At 48.5% G+C, this 19,755-nt stretch carries 22 protein-coding genes; 17 read left to right on the forward strand and 5 right to left on the reverse strand.

The annotated features are described in order from the left end of the window. The first annotated feature begins 135 nt into the window (after positions 1–135). From FGS84_RS29885 to FGS84_RS29920, 9 genes are all read left to right on the forward strand, one after another. The gene (locus FGS84_RS29885; protein WP_138311804.1) at positions 136–480 is read left to right on the forward strand and encodes a hypothetical protein; all 345 of its coding nucleotides are present in this window, start codon (positions 136–138) and stop codon (positions 478–480) included. 3 nt (positions 481–483) lie between these two features. Next, positions 484–597 (forward strand): CD1375 family protein, encoded by a 114-nt coding sequence (locus tag FGS84_RS29890; protein WP_138311805.1) that lies wholly within the window; start codon positions 484–486, stop codon positions 595–597. Between the two features lie 40 nt (positions 598–637). Further along, on the forward strand, positions 638–766 hold the full coding sequence (locus FGS84_RS31895) for a CD1375 family protein (RefSeq protein ID WP_330371759.1): 129 nt from the start codon (positions 638–640) through the stop codon (positions 764–766). A 15-nt stretch (positions 767–781) separates the two neighbouring features. Then, positions 782–1,204, forward strand: a complete 423-nt coding sequence (locus FGS84_RS29895) for a phage holin family protein (RefSeq protein WP_243130123.1) — start codon at positions 782–784, stop codon at positions 1,202–1,204. Between the two features lie 32 nt (positions 1,205–1,236). Next, entirely contained in the window at positions 1,237–1,581 is a 345-nt protein-coding gene (locus tag FGS84_RS29900) for a hypothetical protein (RefSeq protein WP_138311807.1), read from the forward strand. Then, entirely contained in the window at positions 1,569–3,488 is a 1,920-nt protein-coding gene (locus tag FGS84_RS29905; protein ID WP_138311808.1) for a hypothetical protein, read from the forward strand. Before FGS84_RS29900 ends, FGS84_RS29905 begins: the two co-directional genes overlap by 13 nt. After that, on the forward strand, positions 3,485–4,258 hold the full coding sequence (locus FGS84_RS29910; protein ID WP_138311809.1) for a hypothetical protein: 774 nt from the start codon (positions 3,485–3,487) through the stop codon (positions 4,256–4,258). Before FGS84_RS29905 ends, FGS84_RS29910 begins: the two co-directional genes overlap by 4 nt. Before the next feature lie 78 nt (positions 4,259–4,336). Continuing rightward, entirely contained in the window at positions 4,337–4,522 is a 186-nt protein-coding gene (locus FGS84_RS29915; RefSeq protein WP_138311810.1) for a hypothetical protein, read from the forward strand. Positions 4,523–4,650: 128 nt separating this feature from the next. Beyond that, the gene (locus tag FGS84_RS29920) at positions 4,651–5,211 is read left to right on the forward strand and encodes a manganese catalase family protein (protein ID WP_138311811.1); all 561 of its coding nucleotides are present in this window, start codon (positions 4,651–4,653) and stop codon (positions 5,209–5,211) included. A gap of 220 nt (positions 5,212–5,431) precedes the next feature. Here FGS84_RS29920 and FGS84_RS29925 read toward each other — a convergent pair whose 3' ends face one another. The 3 genes from FGS84_RS29925 to FGS84_RS29935 are packed head-to-tail and all read right to left on the reverse strand — an operon-like array spanning position 5,432 to position 7,998. Beyond that, a complete protein-coding gene (locus tag FGS84_RS29925) occupies positions 5,432–6,040 on the reverse strand; it encodes an ABC transporter ATP-binding protein (RefSeq protein ID WP_138311812.1) in 609 nt (202 codons plus the stop codon). A 14-nt stretch (positions 6,041–6,054) separates the two neighbouring features. Further along, positions 6,055–6,804, reverse strand: a complete 750-nt coding sequence (locus tag FGS84_RS29930) for an ABC transporter permease subunit (RefSeq protein WP_138311813.1) — start codon at positions 6,802–6,804, stop codon at positions 6,055–6,057. An 18-nt stretch (positions 6,805–6,822) separates the two neighbouring features. Then, positions 6,823–7,998: a PhnD/SsuA/transferrin family substrate-binding protein gene (locus FGS84_RS29935; RefSeq protein WP_138311814.1), complete on the reverse strand. Its 1,176-nt coding sequence runs from the start codon at positions 7,996–7,998 to the stop codon at positions 6,823–6,825. Positions 7,999–8,162: 164 nt separating this feature from the next. Between FGS84_RS29935 and FGS84_RS29940 the strand changes: the two genes are divergently transcribed. From FGS84_RS29940 to FGS84_RS29955, 4 genes are all read left to right on the forward strand, one after another. Then, positions 8,163–8,402 carry a (2Fe-2S) ferredoxin domain-containing protein gene (locus tag FGS84_RS29940; protein ID WP_002568891.1) on the forward strand — a complete coding sequence of 80 codons (240 nt, stop codon included), beginning with the start codon at positions 8,163–8,165 and terminating at the stop codon, positions 8,400–8,402. Positions 8,403–8,404: 2 nt separating this feature from the next. Then, the gene (locus tag FGS84_RS29945) at positions 8,405–10,369 is read left to right on the forward strand and encodes a [Fe-Fe] hydrogenase large subunit C-terminal domain-containing protein (protein WP_138311815.1); all 1,965 of its coding nucleotides are present in this window, start codon (positions 8,405–8,407) and stop codon (positions 10,367–10,369) included. Continuing rightward, positions 10,369–11,547 carry a SpoIIE family protein phosphatase gene (locus tag FGS84_RS29950; protein ID WP_138311816.1) on the forward strand — a complete coding sequence of 393 codons (1,179 nt, stop codon included), beginning with the start codon at positions 10,369–10,371 and terminating at the stop codon, positions 11,545–11,547. The genes FGS84_RS29945 and FGS84_RS29950 overlap by 1 nt, the downstream gene beginning before the upstream one ends. Before the next feature lie 280 nt (positions 11,548–11,827). Beyond that, on the forward strand, positions 11,828–13,279 hold the full coding sequence (locus FGS84_RS29955; protein WP_138311817.1) for a 4Fe-4S dicluster domain-containing protein: 1,452 nt from the start codon (positions 11,828–11,830) through the stop codon (positions 13,277–13,279). A 221-nt stretch (positions 13,280–13,500) separates the two neighbouring features. On the opposite strand, the gene FGS84_RS31300 is transcribed toward FGS84_RS29955, so the two are convergent. Together FGS84_RS31300 and FGS84_RS29965 are read right to left on the reverse strand one after the other, a co-directional pair. Continuing rightward, positions 13,501–15,099, reverse strand: a complete 1,599-nt coding sequence (locus tag FGS84_RS31300) for a GHKL domain-containing protein (protein ID WP_138311818.1) — start codon at positions 15,097–15,099, stop codon at positions 13,501–13,503. Continuing rightward, a complete protein-coding gene (locus tag FGS84_RS29965) occupies positions 15,092–15,874 on the reverse strand; it encodes a LytTR family DNA-binding domain-containing protein (protein WP_171042753.1) in 783 nt (260 codons plus the stop codon). The genes FGS84_RS31300 and FGS84_RS29965 overlap by 8 nt, the downstream gene beginning before the upstream one ends. Positions 15,875–16,165: 291 nt before the next feature. On the opposite strand from FGS84_RS29965, the gene FGS84_RS29970 reads away from it, so the two are divergent. From FGS84_RS29970 to FGS84_RS29980, 4 genes are read left to right on the forward strand one after another with little or no spacing between them, the layout of a single operon-like run. Next, positions 16,166–17,314 carry a TlpA disulfide reductase family protein gene (locus tag FGS84_RS29970; protein WP_138311820.1) on the forward strand — a complete coding sequence of 383 codons (1,149 nt, stop codon included), beginning with the start codon at positions 16,166–16,168 and terminating at the stop codon, positions 17,312–17,314. Positions 17,315–17,333: 19 nt separating this feature from the next. Then, positions 17,334–17,462, forward strand: a complete 129-nt coding sequence (locus FGS84_RS31900) for a CD1871A family CXXC motif-containing protein (protein ID WP_279232865.1) — start codon at positions 17,334–17,336, stop codon at positions 17,460–17,462. A gap of 11 nt (positions 17,463–17,473) precedes the next feature. Continuing rightward, complete coding sequence (locus FGS84_RS29975; protein WP_138311821.1) at positions 17,474–19,414, forward strand: 4Fe-4S binding protein; 1,941 nt, start codon at positions 17,474–17,476, stop codon at positions 19,412–19,414. Between the two features lie 5 nt (positions 19,415–19,419). Beyond that, on the forward strand, positions 19,420–19,650 hold the full coding sequence (locus FGS84_RS29980; RefSeq protein ID WP_138311822.1) for a DUF6809 family protein: 231 nt from the start codon (positions 19,420–19,422) through the stop codon (positions 19,648–19,650). Positions 19,651–19,755 lie beyond the last annotated feature (105 nt).

Here is a 19,755-nt window from a genome sequence, read left to right on the forward strand (position 1 = left end):
CGCATACTTCCGCACATTTCCGGAAACGCCAAAAATGCTCTTCCCATAAACAATAGTATCGTAAGATAGGAAACATACCTATACTTGAAACCATCATTGATAAACAGTATATCACAAAGAAAGGAATGATGAAACATGAAAGCATTAGTAATCTATGACGACACCGGCCGTATATGGACGATTGTCTACGGTGAGGAACAGGTTCCCCAGGGCCTGCAGTGCATATGGGTGGACATCCCCGATGGTGCACAGCTGGACCATATTAATGTGACGGATGAGGACAACCCGCAGCCAGTCTTTAGTTATCTGCCTGAATCAGATATTGGACGTCTGCAGGAACAGGTGGTAAGTCTGGGGGACCAACTCACAGAGGCACAGTTGGCGCTTACCGAGCAGTATGAGGCCAATCTGGCGCTGGCTGAAGAGATAACCAACACTCAGATGGCACTGACAGAAATCTATGAAGGAATGGAGGTGTAAGGTATGGCGAGCTATATGGCAACTGTGTATGCGGACCTTATCCGCAAGGGCAGGAAAACGATTGAACAGGTCCCAGAGAAATTAAGGGCGGAAGTCGAGGCGGCACTCAATGCTTAGACTGCTGCTCTTTTTATTATTGAGAAAGGAGGCAGACACCATGGCAGTCATTTATGCAACCCTGATTGTAAAGGGGAGAAAGACATTCGGGCAGGTCCCGGATAAAATTAAGGACCAGGTGCGCCAGGTACTGGTTGACTTGGAATGTGAAGAACTGATTACAGAGTAGGTGAGGTACATGAAAATGAAGAAAGATATTATATGCGCTATTACTGGTATGGCCGCAGCGGCGGGAGTAAAGCTTTTTGGTGGCTGGACTCCGACACTGAGTATCGTGCTCATACTTATGGGACTGGACCTGATAGCGGGATTCCTGGTGGCCGTGGTGTTTAAAAAGTCACCAAAATCAGAGAGCGGTGCGGCCAGTTCAAATGCCATGCTTAAAGGACTGTGCAAGAAGTTCATGATGGTGTGTCTATTGGCGGTAGCCCATCAGCTTGATGTGGCCCTGGGGGTGGATTACATTATGCTGGCAGCTACATATGGATTTATCGCAAATGAGGCATTGTCGATTGTGGAGAATGCCGGACTCATGGGTATTGTCAAATCCGATGTTATAGTGAATGCCATTGAAGTGTTAAAAGGAAAATCGCAGAAAACAGAGTAATTGCGATATCGCAACAGCAGAAAGGCAATGCCATGAGGACATTAAGATTCAAAGTATCCGGCCAGGAGCTAATAAGGGCTCCTGGCTGTGATTTTAGTAACATAATTGCCGGTACATCCGGCTACCTGCAGGCGGCGTTTGAGTTCGGCCCGGACTGGGACGGGACTGTCCGGGTGGCGGCCTTCTATCCGTACTTGCAGTCCCAGGAGGTTGGCAGACTGATAACAGACGGTGTCTGCATTGTCCCGGATGAGGTGACGGCCTATGACACATTTAAAATCGGGGTGGTTGGCCAGCATGAGAATGGCCAGAGGATTACCACCAATCTGATTACGATTAAGCAGGAGAGGGGGAGTGGACAGGCATGGCAACAGTAAATGAAATACTGGCAGCACAGGCATATGCAGCTGTTGACGAGGCATGGACCAAGGATAATAATTACCCATCCTTCCATCTGTACGTGGAGCTGGAGTATGTTCCGGTCACCAACAAGCGCATTGCGGATTTCAACGACCAGATATCTGTGCGTGGCGAGGAAAATGCTCAGTTCGTGGGCTTCCAGCTGCCGCGGTACGATGACGGCCTGGACCTTACCGTCCAGCGCCTGTATATCCACTACCAGACGGTCCATGGGGGTGGGGACAGCGTACCCTGCAATGTGTCCTGGTCGGACAATTATGTCAGGATGTGCTGGCAGGTACCGGCACAGGCAACTCAGGAACCTGGGTCAATCCAGATGATGATATATGCGACCGGCACTGACAGTGTAGGTGAGTGGACCATTTGGAAGACCCTGCCGGCAACGTATGATATCCATGACGGACTGGAAATCGGAGGAGGCATCCTGGAACCAGACCCGTCTTGGTATGAACAGTTCGTGCAGCAGATGGAATCCAGGGTAACCACTGCCCAGGGATACGCCAATGACGCCCAGGCCAGTAAGACAGCCGCCTCCGGTTCTGCCACGGCTGCCGCTGAGTCTGCTGCTGCATCCGCCAAGGCATTGGAGGATAACAAGGCCTACGTGGAGTCTCAGAAGGATACCTTTGTGGGCTACAACAAGCGTGAGACCGACCTCAAGTACGCCAATGCTCTCATAGGCTCCGCGTCCGGAACCGAACGGGTCAGTATAGAGGATGCGTGGGAGGCCCCAATACCCGGCCTGGAGATAGCCGGGAGGAGCGAGCAGGGAGCTGACCCCAGCCCGGATAATCCGCAGGAGATTGTGAGTACGGATGTCACAGCGGTGAGGGTGACGGGAGCGCAGGTTTTGCCATATCCATATAAGGATACTACAAAAACCGAAAATGGAATTACCTTTACAGACCTTGGTGATGGGGGAATTAAAGTTACCGGAACCTCTACAGCCACATATGCAACTTTCATGCTTAAGCGTATTACAGATGATGTGATTCTTCCGCCGGGCATATACGCAAAAAATGCGCCCATTGAATCTGGATTGTTTTTTAATATAAACAGATATAAAAATGGCGCATATGACACAACAATTGTGGCCTCCAATGTTAATACTTTCGATACATCATCATGGGATTACACCCAATATGAATATCAGATAATCTTGCAAGTTAGAGATGCCGGAGTAACATTAAACACAACGTTTTATCCAATGATTAATCAGTCCAAAACCGCGCACATCTCCCTCACGGAGCCGTTGCATGGCATCGGGGATGCAAGGGACCATATCACATGCCGGGATGGTGTGTGGGGAATTGAAAGAAGAAGGAATTTAGCGGAATATAATGGCATAACAAATCGTGTGGAATCGTTTATTGCATCCTGGGATGAACGGTATCCAGGTTTTGCACACTGTAATTTGACTAAAATGGATGACTGGTTAGTAGGACAAAAAAATTTCATGTCTGATTTATTTGCTTGCACCACAGAAGACAATCGAAATTTTAGCAACACGGAATTATCATGTCACACATCAAATAACGGATTACAGTTATTTTTATCTTTTGATTTGGCAGGAATTATTAATGCTGACGATACTGCAACACGCATCACAAAAGTTAATACTTGGATACAATCCCATAATTTCACGGTTGAGTATGATAAAGCTATCGCTACTTGGACACCCCTCCCAGCCGATACCCAAGCAGCCCTTAATGCCTTGACCACCTACAAAGGCCAGACAACTATCATGGTGACGGCAGATGGGACGGAACCGGATGTGGGGCTGGAGTATGTGCAGGATACCAGGGCGGTGGTAGCAGATTTACAGGCGCAGATTGACGCGATTAGAAATGGAGGTACGACATGAGTAAGACAGCATTAGGATTAATTCAGCATTGCAAGGACAAGCTGGGCACACCCTATGTCTACGGCGCCAAAGGCGAGGTCCTTACCCGGGCCATCCTGGACAGACTTGCCCGGGAGAACCCAGGTACATACACATCAACTTATAAGGCTAAGGCGGCCAGGTACATAGGCCAGCGCTGCACGGACTGCTCCGGCCTCATCAGCTGGTACACCGGGTGCATCCGCGGCAGCTACAACTACCATGACACAGCCGTGGAGCGGGTAGGCATCGACCACCTGAATGAGTCCATGGTCGGCTGGGCGGTCTGGAAGCCGGGCCACATCGGGGTGTACATAGGTGATGGATACTGCATTGAGGCCAAAGGCATCAATTATGGGACCATCAAGTCCAGAGTGACCGCCACACCCTGGCAGAAGGTGCTTAAGCTGTGCGACATAGATTACAATCCGGTACAGGTGAAATATGCCCAGGGGTTTCAGCCGGCGGCAGACGGGCAGCGCTGGTGGTATCAGTTTGCAGATGGCAGCTATGCGGCCAACGGTTGGTACTGGCTCCGGGAGGCCACGGATGGAACCTGTGGTTGGTATCTGTTTGATATTGCGGGATATATGCTAACAGGTTATCAAACAGATGCATCAGGTGAGAGTTTTTTGCTTTGTCCAGTCAAGGGCAGTGACGAGGGTAAGTGCATGATTACGGATGCCAGGGGAGTGCTCCGGATTGCCGAAGAGTATGACATGATTAACCGGCGGTACGTGTTTGAGTGGTAAGGCATAATATACCATAATTTACCAGGACAAACCCTGCTTTGAAAGGCGTACAATGGCCTTGAAAGGAGGCGCATAAAGATGGATGGAAAGCGGAACGATGAACCGCCAGAACCGGCGGAAAAATACTCGGATGAAGAACTGCTAAAAGAATTTGAAGCAGTCAAACGCATGACCGTCCCCTTACCCATCCCGGACCCGAAGCCGGATGAATTTGAGACCATCTGGAAACGGATTCAGGATGAGAAGGAGAAAGAAGAGAAGTGAGTGATAGGCGGGTGCCGGAATGTGACCGGGCCCGCCTAAATAATGGCTGACAATAATCTAAAATTATGCTATAATCAAATCAGTAAAAGCCTTCGGAACCGCAGTTCCAGGGGCTTATTTACCATCATATGTTATTGACATCCGGAGGGCCGGATGGCGAAATGGGCGCATCCATGCGTTACCTTTCCCAGCGCTATGCCATGCCATATAAAGAATGTAAAGGTGCTTTGACCGATATAGGTACAGAAGAGCTTGCCCACCTGGAGATTGTGGCTGCCATCATTCATCAGCTGACAAAAGGCCTGTCTGCAGACCAGCTGGTAGAGCAGGGCTTCGGACCTTATTATATCGACCATACCACAGGTATCTGGCCTCAGGCGGCAGGAGGAATTCCTTTTAATGCATGTGAGTTCCAGTCAAAGGGAGATGTAATTACAGACCTTCATGAGGATATGGCTGCAGAGCAGAAAGCCAGAAGCACCTATGACAATATTCTGCGTGTTGTTAAGGATTACGATGTATGCGAACCCATCAAATTCCTGAGGGAAAGAGAAGTGGTCCATTACCAGAGATTCGGTGAACTGCTGCGCATTACCCAGGAGAAACTGGACAGCAGGAACTTCTATGCATTTAATCCAGCCTTTGACGTGCCAGCACCTTCCTGCCAGGACCAGATGGGGCAGATGTAAGCTGCACTTAGTACTGGATAAATAAAATGCAATAAGGTGTAACAGATATAAGGCTGTCCTGCACCGAATCATGCGTGAAAGGCGCTGCGGGCCATTGGTAAAACCATGGGCCGCAGCGCCTTATCGTGATGTTGCCGGCAGGCAATACATATCATTCGTTTTGCTTCCGGTTCAGAGCAGTTGTCATCCGTGCAGCATTGCTTCCGGTACAGAGGAGCTGTCAGTCACCCATACAGCGTTCCAACCGCACCAGTTCCCCGCCAATGAGTTCCACATCCTCCTCCTGATGGGTTGACAGGATGAGCAGCCGTCCATCCTGTTTCTCCTTAATATATGAAATGACATTGCGTTTCAATTCATCATCCATACCTGTAAAGGGCTCGTCCATAAGAAGAATATGGGAGGGGGTGAGAAGGGCGCGCACCACAGCTACCCGGCGTTTCATGCCGCCGCTTAAAGTGGATACAGGACGGTTCAGGCATTCCTCGGGAAGCAGGCGGGACAGTTCCCATTTTATCCGGGAGGGTTTGACTGACCGGCCGGCACACATGGATACATTTTCAATGGGAGAGAAGGATTCGCAGAGCCTGTCCTCCTGAAAGACAGGGGAAACAGTCAGGGAACTCATGTCCTGGGGCTGTCCGTCTGCCAGGATACTGCCCTGGTCCGCCTGCTCCAGTCCCATCAGAATACGCAGAAGGGTGGTTTTGCCTGAGCCGGAAGGACTCATCAGACAGTAACAGTGTCCCTGATGAAAGGCCAGGTTCAGGTTTTTCAATACAGGCAAGCCGTCAAAGGATTTAGAAATATTCTGTAATTCCAGGGTCATTCCACATACGCTCCTCAATGCTTTATTTTCTTTAACAGATAAAGAAAGAAACGCTCAAACAGTGCGCTGATTACTATGATGACAAAGGTCCAGGCAAAGAGTCCGGCCGTGTCAAGGTACAGCTTGGAGTAGTAGAGCTGTTCTCCGATGGAGCCTTCCGGTATGCCGATAACTTCTGCGGCCACGCCGGATTTCCAGCTCATTCCCAGGGCGGTACGGCATCCATTTATAAGGTAGGGAAGGAGGGCCGGCACATAGATATAATGAATCCGCTTCCACATGGGCATGCGAAAGACCCTGGCCATCTCCAGCAGCTTTTCATCCGTGTGCTCCAGTCCGGACAAGGTGCTTACATAGACCATGGGCACCACGACCAGGAAAGCGGTGAACACTGCCAGGTTGCGTGAGCCAATCCAAATCAATGCCAGAATGACAAACGAGGCAACAGGGACTGACTTAATCAGCAGCATGACCGGGTCCAGCAGTTCTTTGACCAGGGGAAACAGGTAGGCCAGGCTTCCCAGGAGGATGCTCAGGGCAAAGGCCCCCAGGAAGCCAAGGCTAATCCTGCCGAACGAATTCAGGATGGTGGTCCAGAAGGAAGGGTCCGCCGCCTGCTCTGCCAGGGCCTTTATCATGTCCAGAGGGCCTACGAATATGATGCTGTTGTGTATCAGCAGATTGGCTGCCTGCCATACTGCAATCCAGAACAGCCAAACCAGATATTTTCTTATTCGTGTATTATGTTTCACGGGTTGGTTCATGAGGTATGTCTCCGAATTTTAAGGCACATAGTAAAAATCGTCTCCGGGCATCTGGCCGCCGATGGATTTAGGGTCCTGCTCATGTAAGGTGGACAGATAGCCGCTTAAGGCGTCCTCCATCTCCTGTCCTGTCAGACATACGATGTTGCAGTAGGGAAGGGCTTTCTGGGCAATGGGAGCCTTCTCCACAATACCCTGCTCTGCAATCAGCCGGGCGGCATCCTCTTCATGTTCCGCAGCGAAAAGGGTGGAAGCCTCATGGTCTTTTACGAAGTCTTCAATGGGGGAACGGTTTTCTCTGAGGAAATCGCTGCGCACCAGGGTAACGCCTGTCACCAGCATGCTTCCGGTGTCTTTGTTCAGGAGGTTCCACTGCTCCGTCAAATCCAGCACTGTTTTTAAGTCAGGGTTCTGGATGCAGGCAGCGGTGGCAAAGGGCTGGGGGAGGACGCCGATGGCGCCGGAATCCTGTTTCAGCAAAGATGCCACCTCGGTGGCTTCGGACTTAAACTGCAGGTCCACATCTGAGGCGGAAAGGCCATTTCCTTTTAACAGGTAATTCATCACATATTCAGGTGTGGTACCCTTTCCGGTCATGTAAATGGTGCGTCCCTTTAAGTCGGCCATGGAGGTAATGGAATCGTCTGAGGCCACCACATAGAGAACACCCAGGGTGTTGATATCCAGGACCGTGACATTTCCCTGGGTCTTGGCATAGAGCACGCTTGCAACATTGGCAGGCAGCAGGGCAATATCCAGGTCCCCGTTTGCAATCTTGCCTACCAGCTCGTCTGCCTTGCCGGCCATGGTGAATTCATAGACATTGGAGGTTTCGCCCCTGGCAGCTTTATCCATCAGGGATACAAGTCCCATGGAGGTAGGGCCTTTTAAGGAACCTACACGGATGGCTGCCTGGCAGGTCAGCTTGGTTTCATCAGAGCCGGTGTTCAGTTCACTGCCGGAACCGGATTCAGAGTCAGCGGATGAGGCTGCACCGGAAGGGCTGTCTGGGGCCTGGTTCTGGGCAGTTTTGTCCTCAGCTCCGGCTGCGGTCTGGGCATCAGACGGCATATCGGTCTGAGCCTCAGTCTGAGTCTCCGGGGAAGGCGTGACGGCAGTTTTTTTGCCGCATCCGCCCAGTACCAGGGAGGCGCCCATAAATGCCATTAAAAGTAAGGAAATATGTTTTTTCATTATACTTCAACTCCTCTCGTAAATATCCTTAACTATAGCACAACAGGCCTGTCTTTTCTATAAAATATTTGAGAAATATTATTGATATAAATATCACAATGTGAGATAATGAAGCCATGGTTGGGGTGAGCCCATAATACACGCAGATAGTGGAGGAATAAGGGATGAAAGTAACGATATGTATTGGAAGTGCCTGTCATTTAAAAGGGTCCAGAGAGATTATCAGTAAGCTCCAGAAGCTGGTGGATGAGAACGGCCTGTCTGATAAAGTGGACTTAAACGGTGCGTTCTGTTCCGGCAACTGTGACCATGGAGTATGCGTGACGGTGGAGGGTGAGCTGTATTCCCTGAAGCCGGAGGATACAGAGGAATTTTTTGAAAATGAGATTAAGGGGAGACTTTGATTATGGGCATGGAAATCATCGATTTCAAAGCCACAAAGTGCAAACACTGCTATAAATGCGTCCGTTACTGCGGGGTAAAGGCCATCCAGGTCAAGGATGAGAGGGCAGTCATCATGCCGGACAAGTGCATCCTGTGCGGCCATTGTCTGAAAATATGCCCCCAGTCAGCAAAAACCCTTAAGAGCGACCTGAATATGGTCCGCGGATTTTTGCGCGAAGGCATGCGGGTAGTGGTGTCCATTGCACCGTCCTATATGGGGTTATTGAAATACAAGACAATCGGTCAGGTGCGGGGAGCTCTGCTGCGCCTGGGATTCGAGGATGTAAGGGAGACTTCCGAGGGGGCTGCTTTTGTGACCGCCGAATATACGAAGCTCCTGGCAGAGCACAAGATGGAGAATATCATCACCACATGCTGTCCAAGCGCCAACGACCTGGTGGAAATCTACTATCCACAGCTCATACCTTACCTGGCCCCGGTGGTGTCGCCCATGATTGCCCATGGAAAGCTGCTGAAGGAAGAACTGGGACGTGATGTGAAGGTCGTGTTCCTGGGACCGTGCATTGCCAAGAAAAAGGAAGCCATGGACCTGCGGCATGAGGGCTATATTGACGCTGTATTAAATTTCAATGACATAAACAAATGGCTGGAGGAAGAGGACATCGTAATTGAGGACTGTGAGGACCGGCCATTTACAGCATTTGACCCAAAGGTGAACCGCCTGTATCCCGTGACCAACGGCGTGGTAAATTCCGTGCTGGCCACCGAGGAAAAGGGGGACGGATACCGGAAGTTTTATGTTCACGGAGAGGACAACTGTATTGATTTGTGCAGGAGCATGTCCCGCGGTGAAATCAAGGGCTGTTTTATAGAGATGAATATGTGTTCCGGCGGCTGTATCAAAGGGCCTACGGTAGATGACGAGTTCATATCCAGATTTAAGGTAAAGCTGGACATGGAGGAAAGCATCAGCAGGGAGCCGGCTGAGGAAAGGCAGATGGAGCCGGTGTGGGAAAATGTGAACTTCAGGAAACGGTTTGAGGACCATTCGCCCAGAGACCCCCAGCCTACGGAGGAACAGATACGGGAAATCCTGCGCATGACCAACAAGTTAAAGCCGGAGGACGAGCTGAACTGCGGCGCCTGCGGATATCCTACCTGCCGGGAAAAGGCCATTGCCGTATTCCAGCACAAGGCGGAAGTGAGCATGTGCATCCCCTTTATGCATGAAAAGGCAGAATCCATGGCCAACCTGGTAATGGAGACCTCGCCTAACATTGTACTGATTGTGGGAGAAGACATGCGCATCATGGAGTACTCGGATGTGGGCGAGAAATATTTTGGCAGAACCCGTTCACAGGCATTGCAGATGTACCTGTATGAGCTCATCGACCCGGTGAATTTCCAGTGGGTATTTGATACGCATCAGAATATCCACGGCAAGCGGGTGAATTATCCGGAGTATAATCTTTCCACCCTGCAGAACATTGTGTACATAGAGAAGGAAAATGCTGTTCTGGCCACCTTCATAGACATAACCCGAGAGGAGGAGCTGGCCAAGGAGGAGTATGAGAAAAAGCTGGAAACCATTGATTTGGCCCAGAAGGTCATACATAAGCAGATGATGGTGGCCCAGGAGATAGCCGGTCTTTTAGGCGAGACAACAGCTGAGACAAAGACCACTCTGACCAAGCTGTGCCATTCCCTGCTGGAGGACGGCAGCGATGCCGTGTATGCCGGGGGAGAACTGGACCGGGAGATACCGGGCGTACAGTTGGGAAGCGGAGCCGTGCCCTTAAAGGGAGTCATGACAGCCGGAAATCCGGCTGATGATGGAGGGGAGCAGAAGAAGCCTTCTACGGGATATGTCCATATCGGCAGTGCAAATCCGGGCGGCGGAAAGACCGGGTATGTCCATCTGAGCAATGCGGATTTAAAGAAACCAGGCGGCAACGGAGGTAGATAATGGGAATTACAGTGGATGTTGCATATAAAAGCCTGAACAAATACACCGAAATCCTGTGCGGGGACAAGGTAGAACTCCTGCAGACCGAGGATTCCAATATAATGATTCTGGCGGACGGCATGGGAAGCGGGGTCAAGGCCAATATCCTGTCCACGCTGACCTCCAAGATACTGGGAACCATGTTCCTCAACGGGGCTACCCTGGAGGAATGTGTGGATACTATCAGCGAGACCCTGCCCATCTGCCAGGTAAGACAGGTAGCCTATTCCACCTTTAGTATTCTGCAGGTATACCATAATGGGGATGCATATCTGGTGGAGTATGATAATCCCGGCTGTATATTCATACGGGATGGAAAGCTCATGGAGATACCTAAGAATGTACGGGTTATCCAGGGCAAGGAAATCAATGAATACAGATTCAAAGTCAAAAAAGGCGATGCCCTGATTCTCATGAGCGACGGCACCATCCATGCAGGTGTGGGAGAATTGTTGAATTTCGGATGGCTGTGGCAGGATATAGCTGATTATGCAGTGAGACAGTATCCTCTGACCGTGTCAGCCATGCGTCTGGCTGCATCCATCAGCAGAGCCTGTGACGAGCTGTACCAGTTCCGGCCGGGGGATGACACCACGGTGGCGTGTATGCGGATTATTGACAGCAAGCCTGTCCATCTGATGACAGGACCGGCCAGAAATCCGGAAGACGATATGCGCATGGTCCATGACTTCATGGATGACCCCAATGCCAGGACCATTGTATGCGGCGGAACCAGTGCAACCATTGTGTCCAGGGTGCTGGGGAAAAAGCTGGATGTATCGTTGGATTATGTGGACCCGGAGATACCGCCCATCGCGTACATGGATGGCGTGGATTTGGTTACGGAGGGTGTCCTTACCCTTAACCGGGTGCTTCAGCTGCTTCGCAGATATGTGAAAAATGAGACTGTATCCGAAGAATTTTTCCAGGAGCTGGATAAGCCCAATGGAGGCTCCATGGTGGCCAAGGTACTCATAGAAGACTGCACGGAGGTCCACCTGTATGTGGGCAAGGCCATTAACAGTGCATACCAGAATCCGGGACTTCCCTTTGACCTGGGTATCCGTCAGAATCTGGTGGAGCAGCTGAGGCATGTGATTGAGGAGATGGGAAAGACAGTGATGGTTACGTATTACTAGTTTTGTACTCCATTTAATACTTGCATTTTTAGAGTAAATATAGTAGATTTCTAGTGTTGATATAATTTTAACAAACTCGAATTGTGATAATAGAGCAGACATATATGGCACGGGCCGGTGATATGTATCGCACGTAGGGGACCAAAGGACGGTCTCCAAGTGCTTATAACGAACCACTGCACTAAGCTCGAAAGGGACCTCGCTAAGTGCCAGTGATATGTATCGCACGTAGGGGACCAAAGGACGGTCTCCAAGTGCTCATAACGAGGAGGAGAAAAAAATGGTAACCAATGATGCGACAATCCTGCGTTTAAAACATGATGTACTTTACGAGGTGGCTAAGGCTGCATGGGAAGGGAATCTGGACGAGAAGCGGGAGAAGATTCCATATTCCATGATACCGGGGCCTCAGGCGACGTACCGCTGCTGTATCTATAAGGAGAGGGAAATCATCCGGCAGAGGGTACGCCTGGCAGAAGGAAAATGTCCTACCGGGAAGGACACATCCAATGTGGTCCAGGTCATCAATGCGGCCTGCGAGGAATGTCCCATTGCATCCTACATAGTGACTGACAACTGCCGTAAGTGTATGGGAAAGGCCTGTCAGAATTCCTGTAATTTCGGAGCCATCAGCATGGGGCGTGAGCGCGCTTATATCGAGCCCAGCAAATGTAAGGAATGCGGTAAATGTTCACAGGCCTGTCCCTATAACGCAATTGCCCATCTGGAGCGTCCGTGTAAGAAAATTTGTCCGGTGGATGCCATTACATATGATGAGTACGGCATCTGTGTGATTGATGAGAAAAAATGTATCCAGTGCGGAGCCTGTATCCATAGCTGCCCATTCGGAGCCATTGGTTCCAAGACCTTCATGGTGGATGTGATTCGTCTGATTAAGGCAGGAAAACGGGTGGTTGCCATGGTGGCGCCTGCCACAGAGGGACAGTTTGGTTCTGACATTACTATGGCCAGCTGGAAAATTGCATTAAAGCAGCTGGGATTTGCAGATATGATAGAAGTGGGATTGGGCGGAGACATGACAGCTGCCTACGAGGCAGAGGAATGGGCCCAGGCCCATAAGGAGGGGAAGAAAATGACAACCTCCTGCTGTCCTGCCTTTGTGAACATGATTAAACAGCATTTTCCCACATTGCTGGAGAATATGTCCACTACGGTGTCCCCTATGTGTGCAGTCTCCAGAATGATAAAGAGCGAGAATCCGGATACGGTCACTGTCTTTATCGGTCCCTGCATTGCCAAGAAGAGCGAGAGCCTGGATTTGAATGTAAAGGGTAATGCAGACTATGCAATGACCTTCGGTGAGATAAGGGCCATGATGCGCGCCAAAGGAGTGGAGCTTCAGCCGGCTGAGAATGACTATCAGGAAAGTTCTGTGTTTGGAAAGCGTTTTGGAAACGGCGGCGGTGTCACAGCAGCCGTACTGGAGTGCTTGAAGGAGATGGAGGAGAGCACAGATATCAAGGTAGCCCGCTGCAACGGGGCCGCAGAATGCAAGAAGGCACTGCTGCTCATGAAGGTTGGAAAACTTCCAGAGGATTTTGTGGAAGGAATGGCATGCGTAGGCGGCTGCGTGGGCGGTCCCAGCCGGCATAAAACCGAGGTGGAGGCCAAGAAGGCCAGAGACCAGCTGATTGGTTCTGCAGAAGAGAGACATGTGCTGGAGAATCTGAAGAAGTATCCGATGGATGCGTTTTCGATGCATAGGCATTAAGCTACGGTAGTTTAGATGCCTTCGCCCTGGGAGATGGATGCGCCCAGGGCCTTTTTGGTATTTCGGGCCTTTGTTTTCTTGAAAGAAAGGCCAATCCATAGAAAGGCCAATCCATTTTTCCATCTCGTTCAACAGAGTGGTGCTTATATTTGTGCCATGAGCGCCGTTTGTCAATAGTCTGACCCCGCTGCTTGAAGCGGGGCAGTTTTTATTTCATGACTTTAGCTATTATAGTAAATGATATTCAGGCTCTGAACATAAGTATGCTGCTGCAAGGAAGAGTTCAGCTCCACATTATGATACTGCGCCAGAAGCCGCTGTACAATTTGAAGTCCTTTCCCTCGGCCAGGGCCTTTACTTGTGTTTCCGGCATAGATTCCCCGCATGGTAGTCTGCGCTGTAATGGAATTTTTGATGATATATGAGCAGCCCTCATCATTTCCAATGATTTTAAGCTCTATTCTTCCGTCTGGTATCTGTATGGTCTCTTCAATTGCATTATCCAGCAAAATACCTAAAATGCGCGTCAAATCAATGACATCCATGCCGGTCTGGAAGGTTTCGGGAATTATGCGGACCTCCATACCGACTGTTATTTTCTGGCTTAATGCTTGAGAAAGTTTCAAGTGGAAAAAGGCGCGCAGTGATTCAACCGGAACCTGGTACAATTTAGACAGCAGTTCACTCTGATGGATGGTTTCCACAGAATAAGGATAAATCTTGTCCCAGAAAAAATGTTTCATTTCCGTGTCATTGCTGCGTTCTACGAAATTTCCCATTGTAAAAAAGATATTTTTGATATCATGGCGCATTTCCTGCATGGCAGTGAGGTTTCCTGTAAGCTCTTTATAATAAGATGCAATTCCTTCTCTTTCCCATTCATAGAAGGTGGCATTGTCTTTATAGAACGCGACACGGAAAAGAAGTACAATAAAGGGCATTTGAACCCAAAGCAATGTCAGGCAGAGGCATGGGAACAACAGCATAACCGCGGTATTCTGTAACTGCATGATAGAAAAAGGCAGGAAGATTAGTGTGAAAATCAGTAAAATCAGAAGGGAAAAGGAAAAGAAATACCGTTCAATTGTTCGGTATTTTCTGCCCAGGCTGTTTAATTTCATGAGCCGGTCATTGAACCGTACTTTGACCAACCAGGTAAGCCCTGATAATAGTGTGAGTATTGCGGATATAAAACATACGATTCCAAAAGCAGAGCTTTCTGCCAGTTTACTTAAAGCAGGATAAAAAAAATGGGCCGCCAGCGAGTAGGAGTACATGGACAGTGAGAGAAACACAAACAGGAAATAGCATACAAAATGATGACCTCCCAGATGATGGATTCCTAGCCGGGCAGTGGTATAGATAACGCAAAACAGATTCCAGAAAAACCACAGGTGACCCAATAAGGCGGAGGTTGTGTCAAAAAGCCTGTTTGGAAAGAGCATAGCAGTAAACAAAAAAGCATAATCCAGAGCTTTTAGAGGGATTAGATTCAGAATGCGCACCTGTGCCGTGATAAGGAAAGCAAGGAAAAAGGAATATAAGAATTCCGATTTAATGCTTACTGACCAGACATACATGATTTGCAGAACCGGCAGCAGAACCGCAGCTGCCAGTTCAATTCGTTTCGATTTTTCAGTGTGTTTCGATTTTTCGGTATGTTTCAATCTTTTAGTGCATTTCAATATCAGTGTTTTTAAAAGCAAAACAGCAGCCAGGAAAAGGAAGAAATGAAGGTAGTATTTCCCTAATTCCCGGGCACTTCCCCCAAATAGTTCTCCCAGACTCAGATAAGGCCCTTCACCAAATATATTAATCATAGGTTTTCCTCCCTGAAAAACAAGCCGCCATGACCGCCTTTTTCTTTCCTAAGGCGCATGATACGGCAGCGCCGTTGGATAATTGTAAGAGCCCGTTTTTATATGATAACACATGATTTTTATTAACGAGTACAGAACGGTGGCACCGTATGAAATCCTCACCCAATAATTCCTGTGCATGTTCAATTGTATCCCGGACCGTGACTTCGGATCCGTCAAAAGTGTGATAACAGATGGAATGGGCCACTGTTTTTACCGAATCCACAAAGGAAATATCCGGGACCTGAAGGGTTACTGCTTCGTCAATGCCGATAGGCAGTTCAATCCAGGGACCAACTTCCTGCGCCAACCCCAAAGCTCCTGTGGACTTGTCAGCAACTGGTTCTGCCATCACAAGATATCTGACATATTCTGCAACCATCTGTTTCTGTTCCGGGCGTTTCTCAATGAATCCGAAGGCCCGGATGCCGCTTCTTAAAATCTCCATTCCCTTATCCCCATGGCTTGTGACAAACACGACCTTTCCCTGGGGATCCGCCTGATAGATTTTCCGTACCAGATCGATTCCGTTTAACTCTGACTTGCCCAAATCAAAATCAAGGAAATAGAGATGGGAATCGGGCGTATTCTGAATATAGTTTAATAACTCTCTGCCGGTGGAGGCCAGGCAAACGATTCTGGCTTCCACTTTACTTATACTGATTGCCTTATCCAACAGGCCGGAGATAAGCTCCAGGGTGAAACGGTCATCATCACAAACAACAATTTTTAACATGATATCATCCTTTTTGTCAGCATGGAAATAGTGGAATGAATGTTTTGACATGCTTTAGTATAACAAATTTGTTCTCCGGTGAAAAGAAGTTGTCCTGAATGAATAAAAAATGTCCTGAACCACAGGGGGTATTTACGATTCAGGACATATTCCAGCGTTCTGGGACGGATTTAACAAATTGCCGGATTCATGTGATATGGTAAGTCCGCTTGCAAAACAGAGTATCGTATGGCGGCAAAGTTTGATTTTAAATTCTAATCAAAATAAGGAAACAGAACAAGGAGAAAGAAAATGAAACGAACGAAAGAGTTAGTATCCAGGATCATTATTGCAGCAGTATTTACCACAATGGCGGCGGGGTGTGGTTCCAGGCGGAACACGGTAAGATTGGCCGGAGAAGACACCGTAGCCGCAGGACAGACTGTAAACTCTGATAAGAATGCAGTAACGGATAAGAATACGGTGATGGAAAGGGATGCAGTAACGGAAGAAAATGCAGTAACAGAAGTAAAAGAAAGAGGTCTGGCCTTCAAGATTTCACATGAATTTACTGAAAAAGGGGTGGAACTGGATCACTATAACGAAAATGTAAAAGGGTATCGGATGATAACCATTTCTTATTACAGTCCCACTTACAGAAAGCTGTTGGACGAGGTGCTTGACATGGAACCGGAGGAAAGAACGCCTGAGCGGACGGATCAGTATACACAGGAAATGCAGGCGGTCAGCAGGACACTGATGGAACTTGTTATGGTGGAAACAGATACATATGAGAAACTCACGGCAACCGGAAAGGTTCCTGAAGATTTTACCTACAATGCGCCGGCTGAATGGTTTGGAACAAATGGGGCGTATACCTATATTATCTCTATTCCGGAATTGGACAATGGGAAGCTGAATGAGGCGGAACAGAAAGAATATCAGAAGTGTAAAGCCTATATGCAGACGGTGAAAGAGAACCTTTCATTTATTCCGGTTGAGCTGGAGAGTAACGTTACGGTAATCGGAACCAGTATTCCTTCGTTTCAGACAGAAGATTTATATGGAACGATTGTCACAGATGATATTTTTGCACAGAAGAAGCTGACGGTTGTGAATGTATGGGGGACCTTCTGCGGTCCGTGTGTGGAAGAGATGCCGGAGCTGGCCTTGTGGGCCGGGGAACTCCCGGACGATGTTCAAATCATCGGCCTGGTAGGGGACATTGAGGGAAAAGAAGATGTAAAACATCTGGAGCTGGCAAGAACGATTGTAGAAAAAGCAGGAGCCGATTTTGTGACGGTGATAGCCAATGATGATTTTCAGGATATGATGGATGGAATTATTGGATATCCAACCACATTTTTTGTGGATCGGGAGGGGAACGTTGTAGGTGACCCGATTGTCGGGGCTGACGTAGACGCATATAAAACATTTGTGGAGGGGTATTTTGTTGAGTAAAAGAATGAGGATGATGAGAATGACTGTACAGTGTTTGGCCGGCCTGCTGTCCGTGCTGTTTATGATTTATGGAACTTGCCGTGGGGAAGCTGACACGGTGTTAATCAAGGCCGTCAATATCTGCCTTGAATGTATTGGGTTGGGATGAGGTGCCGGGACATGAAAGTTACAGATGCAATCAAAAGAAAGATAATTCAGACTGCTGCTTTTTGTTTTACCAATATTCATCCAGGTAATTTCCACAGAGGAACTTTATACACCGGACCCTGGAAACGGTTTTGCAATCCTGGGCTGAATTGCTACTCCTGTCCGGCAGCCTCCCTGGCATGTCCTATCGGAGCGTTCCAGGCAGTATCCGGCTCCATGAATTATGATTTTAGTTTTTATGTGGCAGGAATGCTGATGGCAATCGGGGTTCTGCTGGGCCGTTTTGTATGCGGCTGGCTCTGTCCCTTTGGGCTGATTCAGGAGGTAATCCATAGGATTCCTTCGCCAAAGCGTAAGCTTTGGAAGGGACTTCTGGCGGTTAAGTACATAATACTGGTTGTTTTTGTGTGTATTCTTCCCATAACGGCTGTCAATTATATGGGAATGGGAAAACCGGCCTTCTGCCAGTATATCTGTCCTTCCGGCACTCTGCTCGGAGGGATTCCACTGCTTGGCACCCATCCGGAACTTAGGCAGACCATAGGAGCTTTGTTTGGAATGAAACTGTTAATTCTTATATTTACGGTCATTGGATGCGTGTTTATATATCGTTTTTTCTGTAAAGCAATATGTCCATTGGGGGCTGTCTACGGCGTGCTCAATAAAATCAGTGTTTACCATCTGGAGGTAAATGCAGAGAAGTGTGTGAACTGCAAAGCATGCATGAAAGTCTGTAAGATGGAGGTCAATCCGGTCAGGACTCCGAATTCGGCGGAATGTATAAGGTGCGGGGCCTGTGTTTCGTCCTGTCCAACCAAAGCGATTCATATTGGATTTGGTTCTGCTGCGAAATCAAACGTTTCCCCACAGCAGCAGGAGCATGGAGCAAAAAGACTGGCAGCACTGGATGCGGTACGCGGCCTGGCAGTGATGGGAATGTATATCCAGCATTTTGCCCTGAATGAACGAAATGGAGATCTTGTTTCTGGAAACACCATGATTTTATTCATTCTCTGTTCTGGTATTTCTTATTCGATTATGATGCAGCGGATGAAAGAGAAGGGAACCGATGCAAAGGTTATGAGGACACGGATACTGGCCCGTTCAATATTGATTGATTTTATGGGTTACATTTTGATCATGCTGAACGGACCGTTTGCGGTGGTTCTGCCGGCTTATGCCATGCTGTTTATAATGGCGCTTGTATTGCAACCATGTTCAAAGCGGACCCTTATAACCGTTTCGGGAATTTTATATCTGGTCTGTCCGCCTCTCATGCTGATTGGGCTAAGTTTATTTTCAGACGCAGCATTGCTGGGCGATCTTGCAGGCGGTCCGTTGTCTGCTCTTGCATGGATGCCGGTATTTGCGGCGGGGATGGCAATTGGCCGGTTTGATCTTCAGGATAAAAAGCTTTATGGCCGGTTTGTTGTCATTGGGCTGGCAATTTTGATTCCGGCTAAATTAATTGCCTCGTTTGTGCTTCCGGGATTGTATGAAACCGTCACAAACTGGCTGCTGCAGTTTCCAAGTGTTACAAATACACAGATTGATCCTTACGCCATCTGGCCCTATAACACACAGCCGGTATTGTGGCATATGCTTTTTCTTGCAATGCCGCAGGGCGGTTCAATGTTTGAGCTTCTGATTGGAACCGGGCTGTCTTTCATTATAGTCGGGCTGGTTTTTCTGGTCGAAAGGAAATGCAGCGCAGTGCTGATTCCCTTTTGTACGGTTGGACGGGCAGCATTGACCTTATATGTAATCCAGTTTGTTATTGCATGGGGACTTGGCGTGGCTGGTATTGATGTGACCAGTGTGAATATTGGAGCAGCTCCATATGGAGATATACTGATTGCTGCGGCTGTTTTAGGTGCAGGGAGTATGATTGCGCTTTTTCCAAAGGTTTCCCTTGAAATACTGGTACGCCGGTTTGAAAAGATATTTTGTTAAATCGAATGCTGGTAACTCGATGGCAGGCAGAAAAGACACAGGAAGAAAAGAAAGCAGACCACAAGCTGAACGAACGGATGGACCATTGGATGAAGGAAATTACCAAGGAGCAGAGAGATGCCATAGAGGATTGTATTGATGACATGCTGGATGGAAATGGGATGTGTCAGCTGTATCTGTATGAGGAAGGGGTGAAGGATGGGATACGATTGATGAAGATGATTCGGGATATGTGATAGTATGTTTTGTGGTTAGCGAGTGTGTGAAGAAAAGTCTGTAAAAGCTGATCTTCTATGATAATAACTGGGCTGAAAGTTCTTTCTTGGACCTTCAGTCCTTGT

It is taken from the genome of Clostridium sp. 1001271st1 H5 (assembly GCF_005845215.1).
In the GTDB taxonomy this organism is placed as follows: domain Bacteria; phylum Bacillota; class Clostridia; order Lachnospirales; family Lachnospiraceae; genus Enterocloster.